This is a genomic window from Actinoplanes sp. NPDC024001 (assembly GCF_040638955.1).
Lineage (GTDB): Bacteria > Actinomycetota > Actinomycetes > Mycobacteriales > Micromonosporaceae > Actinoplanes.
This window is the reverse complement of record NZ_JBEZZB010000072.1, coordinates 1-20,818: the sequence shown is the minus strand read 5'-3', so window position 1 is coordinate 20,818 and position 20,818 is coordinate 1. Positions and strand designations below refer to the sequence as shown.

Below are 20,818 nucleotides of genomic sequence, written 5' to 3'. Positions count from 1 at the left end.
AGAAGCCAAGCGACCGAAGATCATTTCCAGTACTGACCAGCCTGGCCGCAAGACACTTCAGCGGCGGACGGGAGGCGCACGGTGGCAGCAGCGAACACGTACTACGCGGTGTCGGCTGATCAAGCGCTGAGCGAGGCGCAAGCGGTCCTCGACGAGCACGTGACGTCCAGCAGCACCGGCCGGTGCCTGGCCTGTGATTCGCTCGGGCCGTGCTGGCGGCGGGAGAGCGCGACACGGGTGTTCTCCCGGACGTTGCGGCTGCCGACGCGTCAGCCCGGGGCGACCCGGCCGGAGTTGGTCGGCGCGGTGCGTCTGAGCGTGCCGGGCCTGCGGGCAACGAGGTAGCGGTGTACGCCGATGCTGCCGCCAGGGGACGTGCTGCTTGTGGGCGCAGCAGCGGCGAGCGTGCAGTTCGCCGCAAACCGGGCCCTTCGGTTCTGTGTGATTCGAATCGATCCGGCCGTGGCCGACGACGGGTGGATTTGGCTGGAGGGGTCCGTGCTGGATCCGGCGGGGCGGGCGATGGAGCGGCGCCGGATCTTCGTACAGGTGGCGGGTCTGCGGTTGCTGGCTCCTGCTTGACCCGCGGTGACCGGGATGGCTGATGGAGCTGCCGCAGAGCGCTACGCGCCGCTGCACCTGGCGGAACGCCCTGGTGGCGTATGCCGGGTCTGCGGTGACCCATGGCCGTGCGTTGCAGAGCGGACGGCGCTGCTGAAGGAGTACCGAGGGGCGCGGTCTCAGTTGCTGATCTATCTGTCTCTGCAGCTGTGCGAGGCGCTGGAGTGCAACCCGGTCGGGTTGGCCGGCGACCTGTGCTCGCGGTATCTGAGCTGGGTCCCACCGTTTGATACCGGGTTCGGCCCGACGCCGCATGCGGGCGACACAGACGAAGGGAACGGTCGACATGCCTGACGTAGCACCGGACGCCTCGGTGAAGGGGAAACCGTTGATGGGCACCGCCTCCGACGACCTCCTCCGCGAGGTGGCCGAGCAGGTCGCCGACGGCCTCTCCCAACGCGGCTACGCCTTCGTCGAAGACGACAAGATCGAGGCACTCACGGCGACGCTGCAAGCGTTCCTCCAGGCCGCCGGGATCCCGGTCAATCCTTCCGGCAGAGCCAGCTCCCCACCGACCGACGGCGCTGACCTCTGAAATGAACCAGCGACTTGGCCGCGCGCAGTGGAGAATCCTTCGCTACCTGCCGGTAAGCCAAGCGCGCGACTCGCCCACAAGAGGTGCCCGCCAGCGGCGGCGCGTTCTAGGCGGCAACATCAACGAGACCGGCACTACTCCTACCGCGTCGCCCGCACCCGCACCGCCGCAGCCGACCAGCCCGCCAGCAAGGATTGACCCGAGGACGGACAGCCGTCCACCCAACGGATCCTGACAACGAAGGAGTGGTCATTGATCATGGTTCGGCTGTGATCGTGGTGCTCAAACTGAGCAACCGTCTGGTGCTACCTCGCTTCACGACCCATCGCGAAGCTTCGAGAAGTATCAGCGGTCGGCGTCGAGTCCCTCCGGGACGACTCCTGGACCCCCTGATCCATGAACATAGGCCCGGCGAATCGTGAGGACATATTCGAGCAGCGTGATCATCATGTTCGTCGTTGATTGGCGGTTGCGTGCGTCCATCGCGACGACGGGCACGTCCGACGTGACGGCCAGAGCGTCTCGAACGTCATTCGCATGGTGATACTGCATTCCATCGAAGCAGTTGATGGCCACGATGTAGGGCAGTCTCCGGTATTCCATGTAGTCGATCGCAGCGAAGCAGTCTGCCAACCTTCGGGTGTCGACAAGAACGACAGCGCCCACACAACCCCGGACGATCTCGTCCCACATGTACCAGAACCGGGTCGAACCGCCCGGGCCGAACAGATACACCACAAGATCCCGGTCGATGGACACCCGGCCGAAATCCATCGCGACCGTCGTGGTCATCTTTCCGGGCACCTGGCGGTTGTCGTCGACGCCCACCCCGGCGCTGGTCATGACGGCCTCGCTGGTCAGCGGCGTGATCTCCGAGAGACTGCCGATCACGGTGGTCTTACCCGCGCCGAACCCGCCCAGGATGGCAATCTTGCAGCTTGTGACCCGCGGCGAGCCGTCTGTCGGTGAGGGCGGCGGCGGCTTCGCCCGGTTGGGAACGATGATGAAGCGGCTGCCGAGCCCTTGCCGCGTCGGCGGCGTGCGGTTGCCGACGTTGCAGGCCAGTACGCCGTAGATGTCCTCGGCCGACAGCTGTTCAGGGGCGCCCTCATGACCGCGGATCAGGATCCGGTCGAGGTCAGCGATGTGATGTGGCCGCAACGACAGTTGGTAGATCTTTTTACCAACCGCATTGCTGACGGGTAGCTCTAGGCCCTCACCGGTGTGCACGACGACGACAGCCCGGGCGTCGCTTTGTTTCAGCGCGTCGATGATCGCGCTCCAGGCGAGGGAGCCATCGCTGGTCACGATCAGCGGATGGTCGTCGCGTCGGTCGATTGCCGAAGCCAGGTGCACGAACAGCATGCCCGAGGTAGCGGCGGCCGCATCGCGCAGGTGCTCGACGAGTTGCCGAGTCGTGGGATTCGTCAGCTCGGTGATGGCCTCCGGTGACACCCCCGCGTGCTCGATCAGCGTCTCAGGATGCAGTCGCTCGGACGCCGTCGCGTCGCTGATGAGCAGAACCCGGGAATCGGGATCCTGCATGCGGATGAGCGGCGGACCGTGCAGACGCGGCGGCGACGACGGCATGTCCTCGCCGGCCGGCGAGGACGGTCCACCGTCGAGCCGCTGCAGGACCTGCGCCCGGACCCTGGCGAAGGGCCGGCTCAGCGCGGAGATACGCAGCTCACCGTCGGGACCGGGTGTCGCGATCGTCGGCGCGATCGTCGTCGAGTCGTCGATGTAGGACGACACGTTGTCGAGAACCTGTGTCACATCGTCGGTCCGCATGGTCCCGAGCAGGACGTCGCGTATCCCGGGCAAGAAGTCGTACATCGGCTCAGGGCCCGGGAAGGACACCGGTGTGACCAGGCCGCCGTAGATGATCTCCGCAAGATGGGACGCGTTGGACGAGGAAAGCATGATGCTCTGCACGAGTTTCATGACCTTCGGGTGCAGAGGGGCGGCGGCGAGGTAACCGGCGAGCCGGTACGCCTCCGGCGACGCCTCTGCACGGAAACGCATCACCCGGTGCAGGGCCGGTGTCCGCGGACGCGGTACGGGTGTCGTCGTCAGGCTGCCGCCCGCCGTCCTGACGATCGCCACCGCACCGTCGACACCGCCCTCGGCAGCACCTGCGACCAGCTTCGCCCAGGGGTTCAGCCAGCCGGGGTTGACTTCGAGCACCGGTACGGCGTAACGCTCCCGGCGTGGCCGTCGCCACGGATAGTCCCGGCGCTGCACCGTGAGTTCGCCGTTGGGCCGGGCGAAACCGGTCGCGGCGAGGTGGGCCGGAACGGGCGGCAGGCACGTGCGTGACCACAATCGTTCGGGCAGGGGTTGCAGGATCGCCACCGGCCCGTGCCGCGCCCAGTGCCGTAGGGCGCGGCGGATCTCAGGTTGCTGCCAACCCGCACCGACGCAGTCGCTGACGACCAGGACGAGGGTGCGCCGCGTGGGGTCGAGCAGCTGGTGCGGCCGGCGGGCGCCGTCGGCGGACAGGAGAGAAAGCTGTCCGGCGGGCTCCACGACCAGCCGGTGGACGGTCACCGCACGGAATGCGCCGAGCCGCCGGAACAACGCGACGATCTCGGTGCTCATCGTGGCCCACAACCCGGCCGGATCGTGTTCCACCACCACCGCGAGGTTCAGCGCCCGGTCGCCCGTGGGTCGCGTGATCGGCCGCCAGCGGCGGTGCTCGGCGTACCACTGGGCGGTGGCGTCCTCGTCCAATTCTGCGCAGTCGCGGGAGGCTACCGTCCGCTTCAGCGGCCGCAGCGCTCGCAAGAGCTCTAGTGTGGACAGGGTCGCCCTATCGTCGGGCGTCACCCGTACGGGATGTGCCGGGGCGACCTCCGGGTGCTCGGAAGACGGCGCCACCTCGGCGTCGAGACTACGGGTCTGCTGCGGCTCGAGGGCGTGCAGCGCCGCCGATTCCCGGGCTTCCTCCGAAGTCGGTTGGGGTTTCGCCGCTACCGGTGGCCGCAAGGAGCCGTCCGTCTCAGGGACCTGAGCCACTGGAGGAGGCGACGGTGAAGCGGTAGCCGCTTCCTTGGCGGGCAGGTGGGCGGCGAGCCAGAGCGCTTCGCTGAGCTCCCGGGCGTCCAGCGTGACGCCGGCGGCGGTGAGTACCTGCTGCAGCTGGTCGATCGACATGCTTAGGCCGGCGAGTTCAGCTGGCGCAGGATGAGGCCGGCCAGGTGCTCCCGGGCACCGCGGTCGCCGTCGGCGGAGGCCTTGTCGAGGAGGTACACGGCGTTGAGAAGCTGGTCGGTGGCCATCTCCCCTGTCTCGCGGCGGGCCAGGAACGAGGTGATGAGGTCCTCGTTCGTCTCGGCCCGGTCAACACCCAGGTGCGCCGCGACGATCTCACTGAGACGCGCACGGTCCGGCGACGGCAGGTCCAGTCGCACGCACCGCCGCAGGAAGGCGGACGGGAACTCCCTTTCCTGGTTGCTCGTCATGATGATCAGCGGGAACTCCCGGCAGGCAACCTGACCGTGGTTCACCCGTACCTTCGGGCCGTGATCGGCCGGCTGCAGCCAGACCTCTGGGGTCGTGTCGGCGATCCGGGCCAGCTCCGGGATTTCGTACTCACCCTCCTCGAAGATGTTGAGGAGATCATTGGGAAAGTCGAAGTCGCTCTTGTCGATCTCATCGACAAGAAGGACCCGGGGGATTGCGTACGGGACAAGCGCAGTGCCGAGCGGACCCAACCGCAGGTAACGCCCCAGATGACTGTCGGCAGCGTCACCGGTGCTGGCATCCTCGACCCGGCCGATCGCATCGTACCGATAGAGACCGTCGCGCAAGGCCGACCTGCTCGTGATCGGCCAGCGCAGCACCGCACCGAGCCGGAGCTCGTGCGCGACGGCGTAGGCGAGGGTGGACTTCCCGACGCCCGGTTCGCCCGTGACGAGCAGGGGGCGCCGCAGGTACAGCGCGGTGTTGACCAGGTCGATCGTGTCGGGATCGGCCTGATAGGTGGTGGCCAGGGCGGTTCGCCGATGGCCGTGCGGCGTCGACGGGGTTCGGTCGAACTTCGCCACCGGCTCCCCGTTGAAACGGCGCCACGGTGGTGGCTCCGGCAGTCGCTTGATCCCGTCATGGACGGTGCCGGTGCCAGTGAATATCCGCCAGTCGTCGTTCATGAATGCCACTCCTCGGGGCGGACCAGCCGGTCGCGAGGCGGCCGGCGTAATGGGTCGTCGAAAAGAAGCACCAGATCCGCACCGCAATGGGTGGCCGATCCGGTGCCGGCAGCTTGGGCGCGCAGCCGGCGAACGCGTTCGGGAAGCTCGGGTAGGCGCACTCCGGCCAGTGCCTCGCCGAGCTGCCGCAGGAACGCGTCGCCGGCGCAGCTTTCACCGCGGCAGCCCTCGCAGTCGCCGCGGCGCCACAACATCACCGGGATCCCGCAGGACAGTCCGACCTCCACGACGGGCTGGTTCCCGGACCGCAGCGGTGACGCGGCGAACATCAGGACGCAGCGGCGGTGGTCCTGGGAGAGCCAGCCCTCCGCCGCCTCGTGGGTGCGCCGGTCCGTGCAGGACACCCGGTCGTCCTCGGTGCCGAGGGCGCGGCCGGCACCCGTGATCCAGCGCTTCTGCCACTCCGGGACGAGCCGGTCGTTGTCCAGGCGCGACTGGTCGCGCACCAGCACGGCGTGTTTGCGTCCCAGCGCCGACCAGGGCTGCTCCGGCCAAATCTGCCAGGACTCGAAGTCCACCTCCAGCAGCGGTGGCGGGAGGAAGACCTCGACGGTGACATCGCCACCGTCGGCCGCCAGAGACGTGAGCTGGCGAGGCAGCTCGGCGCGTAGCAGATTCAGGGCCTCCCCCAGGCTCAGCGGCCGGGTCTCCAGGGGCACCGGAATCACCGTCGCCGCGTCGAAGTAGTGCCAGATGCTCACCTCCAGCCTGGTGTGGTCGAACCCGGCCGGGCGCAGCCGGACCATCAGCGACGACTGCCCGCCGGACTCGGCACCGGCGTCCAGGCGTGCCGTCGTCTCCTTCCCGAGCCGCAGCCGCCCGGCCGTGACGAGAGCCCAGTCGCGGACCAGCTGGGCGTCCTTGCCGGTCAGGTCGCGAACCAGGTCGGCGGCGTAGCGCAGCACGTACGGCAGCTCTCCCGCAAGAGGTGGCATCAGGGCCGACAGCTCGGTGACCACGTCCGCGCTGTCGACCAGCGGCCGAGCGGGGGCCGGGCTCTCCCGGCCGACCGCGCGCAGGAACCGGTCCTGGTGGTCCTCCGGCATTGTCACGCGCGCCAGGATCCCGCGAAGTTGCCGCTCCTCCTCCAGGAACAGGCGGTTGGGCTTGGCGTGGTCGAGCGCGTCGCAGGCGGCGGACCACTCCTGCTCGGCGGCGTGGAAGACGTCGTGTGCCCGGATCAGCCGCCGGTAGATCGCGGGGTCGGCCTCCCGCAGGGCCCAGATCGGCACACCGAGTCCGCCCATGTCGGCCCCGCGCCGCCGGTTGGCCTTGGCGAAACCGCACACCCCGCCCGTCTTGAGGTTCAGCACCGGGCCGCCCGACATGCCGGGGGGAATCTCCCGGCCACCCAGAATTAGCATCTGGCGGACACCGCGACCATGGAACCCGTCGAACGTCAGCGTCGCCGAGGTGTGGTCCAGGCCTGGCTGGTAGACGCTGGAGAGACCGGCGATGTGCAGCGAGGATCGCAGCGACGGCGTCCGCTGATCCAGATAGGCACAGGTCCGGACATCGGTCGCGGCACTAACTTCCACAACCGCCAGATCAGGGTACGGCCAGAGCTCACCATCCCGAGCCGGAGCCGAGGAGTAGAGGACCTCGCCCTCCCATTCAGACCCGTCGTGGCGCACGAGCACAGTCTGGCGGCCGCCCACCACGTGCGCACACGTCACGACCAGGCCCGGTGCGGCGAAGAATCCACTCCCGGTCAGCGCTTCGCCCGTGATCTCCACTTGGGAGTCGTGCAAGAGCCGCGCGGCGACGTCGGATGGCTTCACAGGCTCTCCGTTGACGGGGACGGACAACGGTAACCAGGCGATCGATAAGCCGAGCGCTTGTGGCGGCTGCCGGACACTAGCCTTGACAGTCGGCTCGCATCACGCATTGAGCCTTTCCAGCTGACCTTGCGGGTCAGGACCGGTACGGCAAGCGTGCACATCGATGAGAACAGGCTCCAGGTACGACAGCAGTCGACCAAGATCTGATGCCCGACCGGGAGCCTGGCCCGCGCCGATCGTGCCGGCCCACCCTCGTCCTGCAGTCCATAGAAGCCAACCACTACGCAGGTTGAACGTGGGCTCACTGCTGGAGGGCCCGGGCTTGCATGAGGCGTCTGGCGCCATCAACGCGGACCATTACCCACACACCTCATTGATCATCAGCGATGCCAAGGCGCCGACACTGATCGCGCCGACCACCCCAGCATGCTCGACGAAACAGCCATGTTGCAGGCGCACCGATACGTACGAAAACCATGCTCTATCGCGGGTTCGAACACATGCGACGCTGGATATCGTTGGAAGTTCAGCTGTACGCCTCAAGCTCGATCCATTCACTTCCGTGGACGTAGAAAGTACCCGCCTCACGGCTATCGTGTTCTGTGATGCCCGGTCTCTCGGAAACCGAACCTGCATTTGCCAATGGTGGGGTGCCTGATGCCACGACGAACTGTTGTCGCCGATCCTGATTTCGGTCGCACGCTCAAGGAGCTGCGTGAACAGCATGGCTTATCCCTGCGGCGCCTCGGCGGATTGATCCACTGCTCGCACGGCCACCTTTGGGATCTTGAATCGGGCACCAAACGGCCGAGTGTGTCGGTTGCACTGCTACTGGATCAGGCCCTCGATGCGGGCGGGCGGTTGTCCGCCATGGTGCACGAGGTGTCAGCCGACACCGGCACCCGGCTCGTCGTCAGCGAACAAGCGGTTCGTTCCGCGCCGCCCGGGTTAGAGTTCGCGCCGGACTGGCGGCACGGCATAGATGTTGCTGTTGATCTTTGGCGAGGCGATATGCATCGACGGACCATTCTTAGGCAGGTCAGCTTCAGCGCGACGGCATTCCTCCCGGCAGCGATGCGACGGCTCATGTCGTCGCTTGACGAGCGTCCGGCCGGCGACGGCACGCGGCTGATCGGTGCGGCCGACGTCGAGACCGTACGCCGGATGACCTCGACGTATCGAACGCTGGACAATCAGTTCGGTGGTGGCCATATCCGCGACAGCCTGGTGCGCTTTCTCAACACTGATGTAACTGAATTGATCAACGGCCGCTATAGCATGGCGACCGGCCGCCAACTGCTATCCGCGGTCGCGGAGACGACCCAACTGGCCGGCTGGGCGTCGTACGACGCAGGCATGCACGGGTTGGCCCAGCGATATCTGATCCAGGCCCTGCGCCTCGCGGCAAGTGCCGGTGACCGCGCGCTCGGAGCGGAGATCCTGGCGGCCATGAGCCACCAAGCCGCATTCTTGCGCGCCTCCAGCGAAGCGGTGGATCTGGCCCGCGCAGCCAGCCGGGCTGCCGCGGAAGCCGGCATCGCCGCGATCGAGGCGGAGCCGGCGGTCCTCGAAGCCCAGGGTCATGCTGTCGGCGGTGATGAGAAAGCATGCGCTTCGGCGCTGACCAGGGCAGAAGCGATATTCGACAAAGCAGATCGGACAAGCGAGCCGCAATGGATCGGCTACTTCGATGAGTCGTATCTGGCGGCCAAGTTCGGCCACTGCTTCACCGCTCTGGGCCGAGGGGACATCGCTCAACGGTTCGCCGCCAGGTCTCTCGACATGGACGGCCGGCAGTACGCACGAGGACGGCAGTTCAATCTCGTCCTGCTCGCCGTGGCTCATGCGCAAAGCGGTGAGCTGGAAGAGGCGGCCCGCGTCGGTATCGACGCGGTTGAAGCTTGCGAAGGGCTGTATTCAATACGTGCTCGCGACTACCTGACGGATCTTGCCGATCGCCTCTCCAAGCATGTCGGACTGCCCACCGTACGCGACTTCGCCGAGCGGGCCAGGCCGATCTTGGAGAACGTCTAGAGTTTTCCGGTCGCCTTCCACAGCAGCAGAGCGAGCAGCCCGGACACGGAGCCGGCCCCGACGATGGCGCCGTTGTCGATGTATTGCTGGACCTCGTCGAGCGGGATCCAGCCGATGCTCTCGGCCTCGTTGATGTCCGGTGCCGCACCGGTGAAGTCGGCGCCACGGGCTAGGTAGACGATGTTCTCCTGGTCAATCGTTCCCACCATCGGCTGGAAGCTGATCAGCTTCTCCATACCGCGCGGCCGCCAGCCGGTCTCTTCTTCGACTTCCCGGGCAGCGCAGGTCATGGCGTCCTCGGCTGGGTCGAGATATCCGCCGGGCAGCTCCCAGACCCAGCGGTCAACGATGAAGCGGTGCCGCCACATCATGAGCACACGCTCGTCGTCGTCGAGCACGATGACCATCGCGGCGGCCGGAACGCGAAGAACGTACTGCTCGAATCGGACCCCATCGGGTAGCTCCACGTCCGCAATGCTCAGCACCGCCCGGCGGGTGTCGTCGATGACGCGTTCCCCGTGGATGGTCCATTGACTGGCTCGCTTCGGCTGGACGCTCATGAGCGCACAGTAGCCGCACGCCATTCGGGTTGTACTCCGACGCCAGCAGCGTCGGCTGACAGCGGCTGACGGCTGTCGCCTTCATTTCCGCCTCACCGAACCGCGACGCTGATAGCCGAAACACATGGTGGACGGAGGCGAATAGTGGCGGCAGCGAACACGTACTACGCGGTGTCGGCTGATCAAGCGCTGAGCGAGGCGCAAGCGGTCCTCGACGAGCACGTGACGTCCAGCAGCACCGGCCGTTGTCTGGCCTGTGATTCGCTCGGGCCGTGCTGGCGGCGGGAGAGCGCGACACGGGTGTTCTCCCGGACGTTGCGGCTGCCGACGCGTCAGCCCGGGGCGACCCGGCCGGAGTTGGTGGGCGCGGTGCGTCTGAGCGTGCCGGGCCTGCGGGCAACGAGGTAGCGGTGTACGCCGATGCTGTCGCCTGGGGTTGTGTTGCTCGTGGGCGCCCGGGCGCTTCGGTTCTGTGTGATCCGGTTCAACGCGGGCGTGGCCTACGACGGGTGGATCTGGCTGGAGGGGTACGTGCTGGATCCGGCAGGGCGGGCGATGGAGCGGCGGCGGATCTTCGTGCGGGTGGCAGGCCTGCGGTTACTGGCTCCTGCCTGACCCGGGGTGACCGGGATGGCTGATGGAGCTGCCGCTGGGTCCCCCGTTTGATACCGCGTTCGGCCCGACTCCGCAAGCGGACGACACAGACGAAGGGAACGGTCGATATGTCCGACGCAGCACCGGACGCCTCGGTAAAGGGGAAGCCGTTGATGGGCACCGCCTCCGACGACCTCCTCCACGAGGTGGCCGAGCAGGTCGCCGACAGCCTCTCCCAACGCGGCTACGCCTTCGTCGAAGACGACAAGATCGAGGCACTGACGGCGACGCTGCAAGCGTTCCTCCAGACCGCCGGGATCCCACTCAACCCTTCCGGCAGAGCCAGCTCCCCGCCGGCGCGCGACTCGCGGTAAGAGGTGCCCGCCAGCGGCGGCGCGTTCTAACGGTGGATCGTCTTGCCAGACAGAGTTGACGCGCGCCTATACTGGTCCTATGACTAGGAAGCCGCTGCGTCTCATGGGCGCCCACGAGATCCGCCTTCGCCTCGGGGTGCTCAGCCGGCAACGCGTGTACCAGATCACCGGCAAGGAACACTTCCCGGCACCCATCGCCGATCTCGCCGCCGGCAAGGTCTGGCTGGAGGATGACGTCGAAGAATGGATCAGGCAGCGACGGCCGAGGCAGAGCAAGCCGCAGGCAGATCGGCACCCAGCCCCGGACGAACCAATCCGCCCATAGCTCGACCTGATCGCGGGCAAGCACCAGACCCGCTGTTCAGTTCGGCACTCGTGCCGCCGCCCACAGCTCGACGATCTTGTCCGCGGGCACCGGCCGGGAGTAGAGGTAGCCCTGGCCGTACTGATAGCCGAGCTTCTTGATCAGATCCTGCTGTTCCTCGGTCTCGATGCCCTCGGCCACCGAGGAGAACTCCAGAGCCCGCGCCATCTGGCTCACCGCCGTCGCGACCGCCGACTGCCGGCCGACCGTGGTGATCGACTCGACGAAGGACCGATCCAGCTTCAGCGAGGTGACAGGGGTGGTGAGCAGCAGGCCAAGCGACGACGCGGCGGTGCCGAAGTCGTCGAGGGCCAGCTTGACGCCGAGCGCCCGCAGCCCGATGAGGGCCTGATTCGACTCCTCGTCGTCGAGGACGGCGGTCTCGGTCACCTCGATGGTGAGGTTGCCGGCCGGCAGGCCGGTCTCAGCGAGCACCGCGGCGACGTCGGCCACGAACCCGGGGGTGCGCAGCTGGCGGCCGGCGACGTTGACGCCCACCGACATGGACAGCGCCTCCGGCCGCGTGCGGCGCCACTCCGCGCCCTGACGGCAGGCGGTGCGCAGCGCCCACAGGCCGATCGGGACGATCTGCCCGGTCCGCTCGGCGAGCGGGATGAACTCGACCGGCGGCACCATGCCACGGGTCGGATGGTGCCAGCGGATCAGCGACTCCACGCCGGTGATCCGTCCGTCGGCGAGGCGCACGATCGGCTGGTAGACGAGCAGGAACTCCTCGTTCTCGATCGCCTGGGCCATCTCCCGGATCAGGACCGCCTCGGCGTTGATCCGGGCGCCCATCTCGTCGGTGTAGTGCACCCACATGTTCTTGCCGCGGCGCTTCGCCTCGTACATCGCGATGTCGGCGGTGCTGAGCAGCGCGGACGGCTCGTCGCCGGGCTGGGCCGGCGCGATGCCGATGCTGGCCCGGGTCACCACGGTGTGCTGCTGGATCTCCAGCGGCACGGCGAGCCGGCGCTGGATCTCCTCGGCGATCAGGGCGGCGTCGTCCGGTCCGGCGCCGGGCAGCAGGATGGCGAACTCGTCGCCGCCCTGCCGCGACACCAGGTCGCCGGGGCGGACCGCGGCGCGCAGCCGATCGGCGACCGCGACCAGCAGTTCGTCTCCGGCCGCGTGCCCCATCGTGTCGTTGATCTCCTTGAAGTCGTCGAGGTCGATGTGCAGCATCGACGACCTGCGGATCAGCAGCCGGGGGATCTCCTCGGAGAAGTGGGTGCGGTTCGCGAGCTGGGTGAGCGCGTCGGTCGCGTTCGCCTCGTCGAGGCGGCCGATCAGCTGCATGTTGTCGTGGAACGCGACGAGCTGCCGGCCCGCGACCAGGAAGGTGATCACGACGACGCCGACGGTCGCGCCGACCAGCTGGGAGGTGGCGCTGTCCGGCAGCATCAGGAAGAACACCAGGAACGTCACGGCGATCATGCCGTACGGGAGCAGGCTGTACGGCCGGCGCTTCTTGCGGTCCTGGACGGCCCCGATACGGATCAGCACCACCTGGATCCACGGCCCGATCGCGATCAGGACGGACGGCAGAAGCCTGATGACGAAGACGTACGAATGCTCCGTGCTCTGAAAATCACCGGGCAGGAACGTGCTGACGCCCTGGACCATCGCGGCACTGACCATCGGCCAGGCGGCGATGCGGGCCATCGGGGGCGACTTGATCAGCGCGACCTTGGTGGCGGAGAACGTGGCGACGAGCACGAGCGCGGCGGTGACGCTGGCGTTGACCCGGTCGACGTGCACGCTGGAGATCGGGTTGAACGCGAAGCACCAGGCCACGACGCCGCCGCCGACGAGCACGGTGGTGGCGTCGAGCCAGAAGACGAAGCGCTCCCGGTGGGAGCGCAGACCCTGCGGGAAGATCAGGCAGGCGATGACGTTGCTGCTCATGCCGACCGCGAAGAACACGGTCTGCACCATGCCGCCGGTCATCGACGGCGCGCCGGGCGCGAAGAGCGTGTGCAGGAACTGGTACGTGTCGCCCACCGTGAAGGACGCGCCCGCAAAAGCGATCATCGACCAGAAGCGGCGGTAGCGGGCGTGCGCGAGGCTGCGCAGACGCCACCCGCCGAGCGCGAGAGCGGCGTCGAGCGGCACCTGCACGCCCCAGTAGATCCGGGTCTGCGCGTCGGGGTTGCCGGTGAAGACGACGAATAGCAGCGACCCGAGCAGGGTTATCCCGAGCAGGCTCAGCAGGACGGGATCTCGTCGCAGGCTGTCGAAGGGACGCACATACCGTAGATCGGTCCGGCTTTTCGTCTGCAAAGACTTTGCCGCCGGCAACGGTGGTGCAGTCGGGTTGCAGGGGGCACGCTCGGGCGCCTGCGGAGTGTCGGTTGCAGCCGGTCCGTGTCGCAGTGGATGAGGTTGTCGGGGCCAGCAGCGGCGTGTCGAGGTTGACGGGCCTTCGGGCGAGTTTCCGCTGGTAGGTGTACTCGTGCGCCGTTAGGGGACACGCTCGCCCGGTGCCGGCCGCGGCCGGAGCGACGAAGGGGCGAGTGCTTTCATGCCGGATCGAGATTTGGTGGTGATAGGTGGCTCGCTCGGTGCGTTGGAGGCTGTTACCAATCTGCTCGCCGGATTGTCCGCGGACCTGCCCGCCGCGCTGCTGATCGTCGTCACCCCGGCGCGGGCGCGTGACTTCGAGATATTCGACCGTGCCGGGCCGTTGCCGGCTGTGCCCGCGGTCGAGGGTGATCTGCTGCGGCCGGGGCGGGTGTACGTCGCCGGGCCGGATCGGCACCTGCTCGTCGGCCCGGACAACCGTGTACGGCTCAGCGCTGCTGCGCACTACAACCGGCTTCGCCCAGCGATCGACCCGCTCCTGCTCAGCGCCGCCCGCTGGGCAGGTCCGCGGACGGTCGGCGTACCGATGTCGGGTGTTTTCGACGACGGCATCGCCGGTCTGGCGGCGCTCGGTATGCAGGGTGGGCTGATCGCCGTGCAGGATCCGGAGGAGGCCGCCTACCCTGACCTGACCTGCCCGGCACAGCGATGCGGATGCGCCCGCACCAGGTGGGTACGGCTGCTGCCCTGGCCGCGGCTTTGCCGGGACTGCTGAACACGGCGGCGGCCGCGCCGGCCGAGCCTGATCCCGTGTTGATCACGGAGACCGACATGCTCCTCCGCGACAATGCCTCCCACAGTGGCGGCGACGAGGTCGGTCAGCCTGTTGCGGTGGGCTGCCCGGACTGTGGTGGCGGCCTGCGCCGCGTCGACACCGCCGGGGTCCCTCGTTATCGCTGCCATGTCGGGCACAGTTTCACGGCTGGTGACATGCTGGCCGCCCAGGCGCAGAACGCCGAGGCCGGCCTGCTGACTGTTGCCTCAACAGTGCGTGATCAGGCCGGGGTTTATCGGCAGCTCGCCGCGAAGCCGGCACTGGAGGCGATGCGGAGCGTTACCTCGTCGCCGCATCCACCGTCGACCGCGCCGCCGCCACGATTCAAGGACTCCACCAGGAGCTCGCCGCGTTCTCGGAAACGCCGCCGGCTGGGTTCTCCGCTGATGCTCCTTGATCGGTACGTGTCGGTGACGGTCTCTGCAACGGTCGTGCGCTGCGGGGCTGTGGCGCGACCGCTCGGTGTTTCCTCGCTGGCGTCGGATCAGCGCAGGTGAGCAGGCATTACTCGCCCTGGCTCACCTGCGAAACGGCGACACGTACACCCGTCTCGCAGCCGGGTCCGGTATCGACGTGGCCACCGCCTGGCGCTGCGTCCGTGAGGCTATCGACCTGCTCTCTGCCGCCGGAGACGACCTGGCCACCGCGGTGAGCCGCATTCGCCGGCTGGCTTTTCGCCATCCTGGACGGAACCCTGATCGCCAGCGCTGGAAGAAGCGCTGCAACCAGCAGCTCGCCCGGATCCGAGCCCGCCGCGAACGAGGCAACGCCACCCTCAAGACCTGGAAGGTACTGACCAAACTGCGCTGCTGCCCGTGCCGCGCGACCGTGATCGTGCAGGCCATCCTTGTGCTGCACCACGTCGAAGCCGACCGCTACGCAGGATGAAAAGGCTCACTGATATGAAACACGAAGTCGTCCTCCTCGACCGCGCCGTCCTCGCGGTAAGAAGCGCTGAGCCGCCAAGTCACCGGGGTCGCGCGTCGCCGAGTCGTACGCCTCAGGGCAAGTGCGAAACCGCCGGTCCGCCACCGAGCCTCTCCTGGGAGCGGCATGTCGTGACCGGTTTCCCGCCTGGCGGCTTGCTCACCTCGACCCTACCCGGGCCCGCGCCCGTTCGCCGATTCGAAGTGTGCCGCAATTGACCGCGATTTCTGCTGACGTTATGGCACGCAGGAATCACCCGCGTCATGATCATCGCCAGTCCGGGTGAACGCGGTGGACGGTCAATGGTGGGACACACGCCGCCCGAGGGCCAGTCTGCGCGGCCGTCTGTGCGGCGGTCAGCCGGTTGACCGTGAGCGCGGTAAGTCAGAGCGCGTGCGCCGCCTCCGTGGGGGCACGGCCGACGGTCAGTTCGCTGTGCAACACGAGCACGGCTCCACCGATCGCCGCGGCGTCCGATCCGCTGGCTGACGGCACGACACGTACCGGGTGCGCCCGGCGGGCGAACGTACGCCGGGTGACCTCCTGTTGGATCAACGTCTGGTAGATCGAGCCCGCCACGGCGAAGCTGGGACCTGCGAGCACGATCGCGTCGAGGTCGAACAGGCTGGTGATCGTGACTGCCGCGCAGCCCAGATAACGCGCGGACTGTTCGATGAGGTGTCGCGCCTGCGTATTGCCGGTGTTCGCGGCGGCGGCGATGCGTGCGAACCCGGTGAGGAAGTCCGTGTCTGCGGGGTCGAGCATCAGCTGCTCGGCGAGCCCGGATGTGGCCAGCGCCTGCCGGACGACGGCTGCCGGACCGGCATAGTTCTCCAGGCAACCGCGGTTGCCGCACGGGCACTCGTCGCCGTGGACATCGATGGAGATGTGACCGATCTCCACGCTGTTCGAGGAACTGCCGCGATACATCTCGCCGGCCACGACGACTCCGCCGCCGATCCCGGTGGCCATGTAGATGCAGCCGTACGTGCTACGCGGATCGACCGTGCCCAACCAGTACTCGCCGATCGCGGCAGCGGCGGCGTCGTTGTCGAGCAGGACGGGCAGGGCGAGGATCTCGGCAAGTCGCGGTGCGACTGGGTAGTCGCGCCACTCGTCGGTCGGTTGCGGGGTCAATAGCACACCGGCGGGCCGGTCCTGAGGGCCGTGGCTCACCAGGCCGACCCCGAGCACCCGTTCGTGATCGACGGCCGCCTCGTCCAGGAGCGCCTTCACCTGAGTAGCCAGGAACGGAAGCGCCTGCTGCGGCGGCATCTGGGCCGTGCCGCGAAACGAGGTCCTGGCCACCTGCCGCCCGGCCAGGTCGACGACCACGATGACGCAGGCATTGCGTTCGAGCTGTACACCGACGCTGTAGCGGGCGGTCGGGTTGAGCTGCAGCAGCCTGCGTGGCTTGCCACCGGTCGACACACCGCGTCCGGCCTCGACGATCAGTCCGTCGGCCATGAGATCCCGGACGACCTCCGAGATCGTCGGCGGTGTCAGGCCGGAGGAGGCAGCGAGTTCGATCCGGCTGATCGTGCGGGCGGCCCTGATCAGGTCGAGCACCAGCCCGCGCGTTTTCAGCCTGCTGCCCCAGACGGGACTGGTCGGCATGCGGGTCTCCTCGGCAGCGCTGCATCAGTTTCGCAAGGCAGCCTAACTTCGTCGGCCGGCATGCGTTGACGTCCCACACCGGCAGGCCGACCACCCCGGACATTGACTTTAGTAAATAGCCTAAATAAGCTTCTGGGAGCGCTCCCACGACGAACACCTCCGAACCCAAGGAGATCAAAGGATGAGACTTCGTCGTATTCTGCCGGCGGCCGGCGCCGCGACGGCACTGGTGGCCGGCGTCCTGGCCGCGGTCACACTGCCGGCCGCCGCGGCGACCACCGGATGCTCGGTCACCTACACGGTGCAGAGCCAGTGGCCCGGCGGGTTCACCGCAAACGTCGGCATCACCAACCTCGGGTCGGCCGTCACGAGCTGGACGCTGACGTTCGACTTCCCGAGCACCAGTCAGAAGGTCAACCAGGGCTGGAGCGCCACCTGGGCGCAATCCGGCGCACGCGTCACCGCGACCAGCATGAGCTGGAACGGGTCACTCGGGACGGGGGCGTCCACGTCAATCGGCTTCACCGGCGTGTCGAGCGGCACGAATCCGGTGCCGACTGCCTTCTCACTCAACGGCACCGTGTGCACGGGCTCCGTCACCCCGCCGACGTCGAGTCCTACCTCCGCTCCGCCGAGCACCCCGCCGCCGGACAGCGGACCCGCCCCGGAGCTCAAAGTCTCGGGTAAAAAGATCGTCACCGCGGACGGCCGGGCGTACCGGCTGCTCGGCGTGAGCCGCTCCAGTGGTGAGTTCGCCTGTGTGCAGGGCAAAGGGCTGTGGGACTCCGGCCCGGTCGACCAGGCGTCCGTCGACGCGATGAAGACCTGGAACATCCGCGCCGTACGAATCCCGCTGAATGAGGAATGCTGGCTCGGCGTGAACGGCTCGCCCAGCGGCGCCGCCTACCAGCAAGGCGTCAAGGAGTACGTGGACCTGCTGGTCGCCAACGGCCTCAACGTGATCCTGGATCTGCACTGGACGTGGGGCGCCTACACCACCGGGCCGGACTGGCACTGCACGGACGAACACGCGACCTGCCAGAAGCCGGCGCCCGACGCACGATATGCCCCGCAGTTCTGGACCGGCGTGGCAAACGCGTTCAAGGGCAACGACGCCGTCGTCTTCGACCTGTTCAACGAGCCGTACCCGGAGATCGCCAGCGACTGGAACAAGACCGCGGGCTGGCAATGCCTGCGCGACGGCGGCACCTGTACCGGCATCGCCTATGAGGTGGCCGGCATGCAGGACCTGGTCGACGCGGTCCGCGCCACCGGCGCCACGAACATGCTGATGATCGGCGGGCTCGAATGGACCAACGACATGCGGGAGTGGCTGGCGTACAAGCCGGTCGATCCGCTGAACAACATCGCCGCGTCCTGGCACGCGTACAGCTTCAATGCCTGCGCGAACGAGACGTGCTGGGACAGCCAGATCGCACCGCTCGCACAGCAGGTCCCCGTGGTCCTGGGCGAGTTCGGCCAGGACAACTGCGCCTTCGACTACATGCAGCGCCTGGTCACCTGGGCCGACGCTCACGACATGGGGTACCTGGCCTGGACCTGGAACCCGTGGGGATGCACCAGCGGCGCCGTACTCATCAAGGACTGGTCCGGCACACCGGAACCCGGCGTCGGCGAGGGCTTCAAAGCCCACCTGCTGACCCAGAGCCCGTACGTCTAGCGCTTCTTCCGGCCGGCTCCGCCACGGTGAGCCGGCCGGCCTTGCGGTCACCAACACCATGCCTCGTCGGTGACCGCACTGATGGCCGATGATGGACGCCGCGTACCGCGAGGTGCTGGGCAGCGGCCGGACCGGCGCACCGCAGGTCCGGTCAGTTCGGTGTGGTTGCGGCCGGCCGCTTCTCCAGGGCGAAGGTGTCCCGTGCCTTTCGTCAGAACTCGCGCCTTCGCAAGATCACCAGTCAAGGGCCAATCCCTACCGTTGGGTCAGGCCGGCCGGTACCGCACCGCTGAAGGTCCCTCAGCCACCATGCTGCCGGCGGTAGTCTCCACCCAAAGGCGGGCCTCGACCGTCATGTACGACCCTCGAGTTCCCGGCGCATCGATCACGAAGTTGAATCCCCGCGACCGGTTGTCAGCGCTGCGGCATTCCGTTTGGGTGTCGGCTCCTCCGCTGGCGGTCACGCACAGCGTAGCCATGAGCCCATCGTCGGCGACTGAGTTCGCGACCGTGCCGGTGACGCCGACGTTACGGCCGTACCACGTCACTGACAGGTTGGCGCCGAAGGCGGCACCATCCCAGGTGGTCTTGAGGGCGGGAAAGCCCGAGACGGGGTACGCCGCCTGCGCCGGCAGGGCGCTCATGGCGAGCAGCCCCATAGTCACAACCGCAGAGGCACCAATCGAACGCATCTTCACTATCTCTCCCCCGAGAACGCGATCCAGCCGATGCGGCTGGATCGCCATCGAAAACAACGGATACCTAACCTGCCGTCAGCCCTCAAAATCAAATGCGCAATGAGGCGGCAGTCGTGGCCAATGAGCTGGGGTCAAATCGAGTCGTTGTCAATCGATTCCCTCGTATGGCGCGCGAGCCATGCGAGGGAAGCTGTTCCCATGCGGAACTACTCCAATGATTGCCGCCGATCCTTGTGCGCATCATGAGAGAGTCGTACCGGACCTTGTGAAATTCATGAATTCCCTGGTGGGCGACGGGTGCGGAGGCCAGTCGCCAGCGGAGCCCAGTGGCTCGGCGTCGTGAAGGACCCGGTGGGGTCGCAGGAGTCAGGAGATCAGGCGGGCGAGAAGATGCGCAGAGTGCCGGTGTTGCTGGCGGCGAGCGGTAGCCTGTCGCCGGTGGCTGCTCGATGGCGGGCGGTTGCCGGCAGGTTGAGGTGGCCGCGCGGGTGGATGGCCCTGCTGGGTGCGTTGTCGCCGGGCGGTGGTGGCGCGGTGATGCGGGTGGTGGTGGTCAGCCGTTGGGGGCCGCCAGCCGGATGGCAAAGCACTTTTGAGCTCGTCAAACGCGCTATCCGGTCGGTGATCAGAAATTTCGGTCAGTTCGCGCCGTTGTCGATCCCGCGGTCGCCGGAGGCTGCGGCGGTGGTGCCGCAGCCGGCGTTAGGGTGGCTGACGTCGGTACGCCGGCGCGGGCGGCTCCCGCGAGCAGCACTCGCATGGCGGCGAGCGCGCTGCGGGCCGAGGACACCACGGCCGGGAGGTCCTCTCGTACGGCCGCCGACCGTACCTCGGCGACATGTTGCAGGACTGCGCCGCGCAGGCCGGCCGCGAAGCGGTCGCGTTCGTCTCGGGTGAGCTCGGCGGCTCGGGCCAGCGCCGCCTCGACCCTTTTTTCGCTCGCGCGCCGGCGGTCGCGCTGACGCCAGGCCAGGTAGCCGGCCAGCCAGATCAGCAGCAGGCTGAACGGTGTGAGCGTGAGGAGAAGGTGCACCGCCATCAGCGGGGCTGCCAGGAATGTGGGCGGCAGCCGATCCTCGGCGGACGCGGCGTCGCTGTCCTGCAGCACGGCGAGCATTAGGGATGTCGATACGGCGGTCACTGGCACGGCGAGCCATGTCAGGGCGGGCCGTTTGCCCCACGCGGCCAGCGAGTAGACCGCGAATAGTTCCACCACGGCCAGGGACATGAGGATCGCGTAATGCTCGGGCGCGACCAGACCGGACGTCACGAGCAGGGGACCGAGCGCGAGGGTCAGCGTTACCGCCGCGAATGCCGGCCAGGGATGGCGCCGGCGCCACAGCAACGGCGCCGCGTGCGCGAGTGCCACCAGCGTGAGCGGCACCGTGGTGGCTCCGGTGAGCAGGCCCGTCGCCACGCCGTGGACGATCAGGGACAGCGGCAGCGCCAGGACGAGAAGCAGCAGGCAGGCGTCGAGCGCCACGCGGCTCCGGAGTCCCGCCGCCCGCCGCCCGGCCGTCGGCGGCTGCGCGGCGGCCGGTCGCAGTGTGTCGGGCGGGAATGGCCGGACGGCGCGCACGCGGCCGCCGCCGTCCGGGCGGGGGGGGGGGGCCCCAACGCCCGCCCGGGCCACCCCCCCCCGCCCGCGCCAGGCACCCGCCAACACCCCCCCGGGGGCCCCG

The 20,818-nt window shown here is 67.9% G+C and carries 19 protein-coding genes and 1 pseudogene; 11 read left to right on the top strand and 9 right to left on the bottom strand.

Going from position 1 to position 20,818, the window contains the following annotated elements:
- The first annotated feature begins 81 nt into the window (after positions 1-81).
- From AB0F81_RS26510 to AB0F81_RS26500, 3 genes are all read left to right on the top strand, one after another.
- On the top strand, positions 82-345 hold the full coding sequence (locus tag AB0F81_RS26510) for a hypothetical protein (RefSeq protein WP_360201434.1): 264 nt from the start codon (positions 82-84) through the stop codon (positions 343-345).
- Positions 346-357: 12 nt separating this feature from the next.
- On the top strand, positions 358-582 hold the full coding sequence (locus AB0F81_RS26505) for a hypothetical protein (RefSeq protein WP_360201432.1): 225 nt from the start codon (positions 358-360) through the stop codon (positions 580-582).
- Between the two features lie 325 nt (positions 583-907).
- On the top strand, positions 908-1,156 hold the full coding sequence (locus AB0F81_RS26500) for a hypothetical protein (RefSeq protein WP_360201431.1): 249 nt from the start codon (positions 908-910) through the stop codon (positions 1,154-1,156).
- A 345-nt stretch (positions 1,157-1,501) separates the two neighbouring features.
- Here AB0F81_RS26500 and AB0F81_RS26495 read toward each other — a convergent pair whose 3' ends face one another.
- The 4 genes and pseudogenes from AB0F81_RS26495 to AB0F81_RS26480 form a co-directional block, all read right to left on the bottom strand.
- On the bottom strand, positions 1,502-2,158 hold the full coding sequence (locus tag AB0F81_RS26495) for an ATP/GTP-binding protein (RefSeq protein ID WP_360201477.1): 657 nt from the start codon (positions 2,156-2,158) through the stop codon (positions 1,502-1,504).
- Positions 2,159-2,902: 744 nt separating this feature from the next.
- A pseudogene (locus AB0F81_RS26490) lies at positions 2,903-4,312 on the bottom strand (SAV_2336 N-terminal domain-related protein); the annotation flags it as partial.
- 2 nt (positions 4,313-4,314) lie between these two features.
- The gene (locus AB0F81_RS26485) at positions 4,315-5,307 is read right to left on the bottom strand and encodes a MoxR family ATPase (RefSeq protein WP_360201429.1); all 993 of its coding nucleotides are present in this window, start codon (positions 5,305-5,307) and stop codon (positions 4,315-4,317) included.
- Positions 5,304-7,103, bottom strand: coding sequence for a trypsin-like peptidase domain-containing protein (locus tag AB0F81_RS26480; protein ID WP_360201428.1), 1,800 nt, complete (start codon positions 7,101-7,103; stop codon positions 5,304-5,306). Before AB0F81_RS26480 ends, AB0F81_RS26485 begins: the two co-directional genes overlap by 4 nt.
- Positions 7,104-7,805: 702 nt before the next feature.
- Here AB0F81_RS26480 and AB0F81_RS26475 point away from each other — a divergent pair.
- On the top strand, positions 7,806-9,182 hold the full coding sequence (locus AB0F81_RS26475) for a helix-turn-helix transcriptional regulator (RefSeq protein ID WP_360201427.1): 1,377 nt from the start codon (positions 7,806-7,808) through the stop codon (positions 9,180-9,182).
- Here the strand turns inward: AB0F81_RS26475 and AB0F81_RS26470 are convergent.
- Positions 9,179-9,742, bottom strand: coding sequence for an NUDIX hydrolase (locus AB0F81_RS26470; RefSeq protein ID WP_360201425.1), 564 nt, complete (start codon positions 9,740-9,742; stop codon positions 9,179-9,181). The two genes, AB0F81_RS26475 and AB0F81_RS26470, sit on opposite strands and share 4 nt — an antisense overlap.
- A 438-nt stretch (positions 9,743-10,180) precedes the next feature.
- Between AB0F81_RS26470 and AB0F81_RS26465 the strand changes: the two genes are divergently transcribed.
- The 3 genes from AB0F81_RS26465 (at position 10,181) to AB0F81_RS26455 (ending at position 11,035) form a co-directional block, all read left to right on the top strand.
- Complete coding sequence (locus AB0F81_RS26465) at positions 10,181-10,357, top strand: hypothetical protein (RefSeq protein ID WP_360201424.1); 177 nt, start codon at positions 10,181-10,183, stop codon at positions 10,355-10,357.
- 107 nt (positions 10,358-10,464) lie between these two features.
- On the top strand, positions 10,465-10,710 hold the full coding sequence (locus AB0F81_RS26460) for a hypothetical protein (protein ID WP_360201422.1): 246 nt from the start codon (positions 10,465-10,467) through the stop codon (positions 10,708-10,710).
- A gap of 79 nt (positions 10,711-10,789) precedes the next feature.
- On the top strand, positions 10,790-11,035 hold the full coding sequence (locus tag AB0F81_RS26455) for a DNA-binding protein (RefSeq protein WP_360201420.1): 246 nt from the start codon (positions 10,790-10,792) through the stop codon (positions 11,033-11,035).
- Positions 11,036-11,071: 36 nt separating this feature from the next.
- Here AB0F81_RS26455 and AB0F81_RS26450 read toward each other — a convergent pair whose 3' ends face one another.
- Positions 11,072-13,324, bottom strand: a complete 2,253-nt coding sequence (locus tag AB0F81_RS26450; RefSeq protein WP_360201418.1) for an EAL domain-containing protein — start codon at positions 13,322-13,324, stop codon at positions 11,072-11,074.
- Between the two features lie 274 nt (positions 13,325-13,598).
- On the opposite strand from AB0F81_RS26450, the gene AB0F81_RS26445 reads away from it, so the two are divergent.
- The 3 genes from AB0F81_RS26445 to AB0F81_RS26435 are packed head-to-tail and all read left to right on the top strand — an operon-like array spanning position 13,599 to position 15,101.
- Positions 13,599-14,153, top strand: a complete 555-nt coding sequence (locus tag AB0F81_RS26445; RefSeq protein ID WP_360201416.1) for a chemotaxis protein CheB — start codon at positions 13,599-13,601, stop codon at positions 14,151-14,153.
- A gap of 35 nt (positions 14,154-14,188) precedes the next feature.
- Complete coding sequence (locus AB0F81_RS26440; protein ID WP_360201414.1) at positions 14,189-14,710, top strand: hypothetical protein; 522 nt, start codon at positions 14,189-14,191, stop codon at positions 14,708-14,710.
- Entirely contained in the window at positions 14,634-15,101 is a 468-nt protein-coding gene (locus tag AB0F81_RS26435; RefSeq protein ID WP_360201476.1) for a transposase family protein, read from the top strand. Before AB0F81_RS26440 ends, AB0F81_RS26435 begins: the two co-directional genes overlap by 77 nt.
- Before the next feature lie 423 nt (positions 15,102-15,524).
- Here AB0F81_RS26435 and AB0F81_RS26430 read toward each other — a convergent pair whose 3' ends face one another.
- A complete protein-coding gene (locus tag AB0F81_RS26430) occupies positions 15,525-16,757 on the bottom strand; it encodes an ROK family transcriptional regulator (protein ID WP_360201412.1) in 1,233 nt (410 codons plus the stop codon).
- Positions 16,758-16,938: 181 nt separating this feature from the next.
- Here AB0F81_RS26430 and AB0F81_RS26425 point away from each other — a divergent pair, with 181 nt between their 5' ends.
- Positions 16,939-18,438 carry a cellulase family glycosylhydrolase gene (locus AB0F81_RS26425; protein ID WP_360201411.1) on the top strand — a complete coding sequence of 500 codons (1,500 nt, stop codon included), beginning with the start codon at positions 16,939-16,941 and terminating at the stop codon, positions 18,436-18,438.
- Between the two features lie 266 nt (positions 18,439-18,704).
- Here AB0F81_RS26425 and AB0F81_RS26420 read toward each other — a convergent pair whose 3' ends face one another.
- Both AB0F81_RS26420 and AB0F81_RS26415 read right to left on the bottom strand, forming a co-directional pair.
- Positions 18,705-19,184: a hypothetical protein gene (locus AB0F81_RS26420; RefSeq protein ID WP_360201409.1), complete on the bottom strand. Its 480-nt coding sequence runs from the start codon at positions 19,182-19,184 to the stop codon at positions 18,705-18,707.
- 577 nt (positions 19,185-19,761) lie between these two features.
- A complete protein-coding gene (locus AB0F81_RS26415) occupies positions 19,762-20,619 on the bottom strand; it encodes a hypothetical protein (RefSeq protein WP_360201406.1) in 858 nt (285 codons plus the stop codon).
- Between the last annotated feature and the right edge of the window lie 199 nt (positions 20,620-20,818).

Coding starts and splice junctions, on each gene's coding strand:
- AB0F81_RS26505 (WP_360201432.1), top strand. CDS start 358: ATGCTGCCGCCAGGGGACGTGCTGCTTGTGGGCGCAGCAGCGGCGAGC.
- AB0F81_RS26500 (WP_360201431.1), top strand. CDS start 908: ATGCCTGACGTAGCACCGGACGCCTCGGTGAAGGGGAAACCGTTGATG.
- AB0F81_RS26485 (WP_360201429.1), bottom strand. CDS start 5,307: ATGAACGACGACTGGCGGATATTCACTGGCACCGGCACCGTCCATGAC.
- AB0F81_RS26475 (WP_360201427.1), top strand. CDS start 7,806: ATGCCACGACGAACTGTTGTCGCCGATCCTGATTTCGGTCGCACGCTC.
- AB0F81_RS26470 (WP_360201425.1), bottom strand. CDS start 9,742: ATGAGCGTCCAGCCGAAGCGAGCCAGTCAATGGACCATCCACGGGGAA.
- AB0F81_RS26460 (WP_360201422.1), top strand. CDS start 10,465: ATGTCCGACGCAGCACCGGACGCCTCGGTAAAGGGGAAGCCGTTGATG.
- AB0F81_RS26455 (WP_360201420.1), top strand. CDS start 10,790: ATGACTAGGAAGCCGCTGCGTCTCATGGGCGCCCACGAGATCCGCCTT.
- AB0F81_RS26445 (WP_360201416.1), top strand. CDS start 13,599: ATGCCGGATCGAGATTTGGTGGTGATAGGTGGCTCGCTCGGTGCGTTG.
- AB0F81_RS26430 (WP_360201412.1), bottom strand. CDS start 16,757: ATGCCGACCAGTCCCGTCTGGGGCAGCAGGCTGAAAACGCGCGGGCTG.
- AB0F81_RS26425 (WP_360201411.1), top strand. CDS start 16,939: ATGAGACTTCGTCGTATTCTGCCGGCGGCCGGCGCCGCGACGGCACTG.
- AB0F81_RS26420 (WP_360201409.1), bottom strand. CDS start 19,184: ATGGCGATCCAGCCGCATCGGCTGGATCGCGTTCTCGGGGGAGAGATA.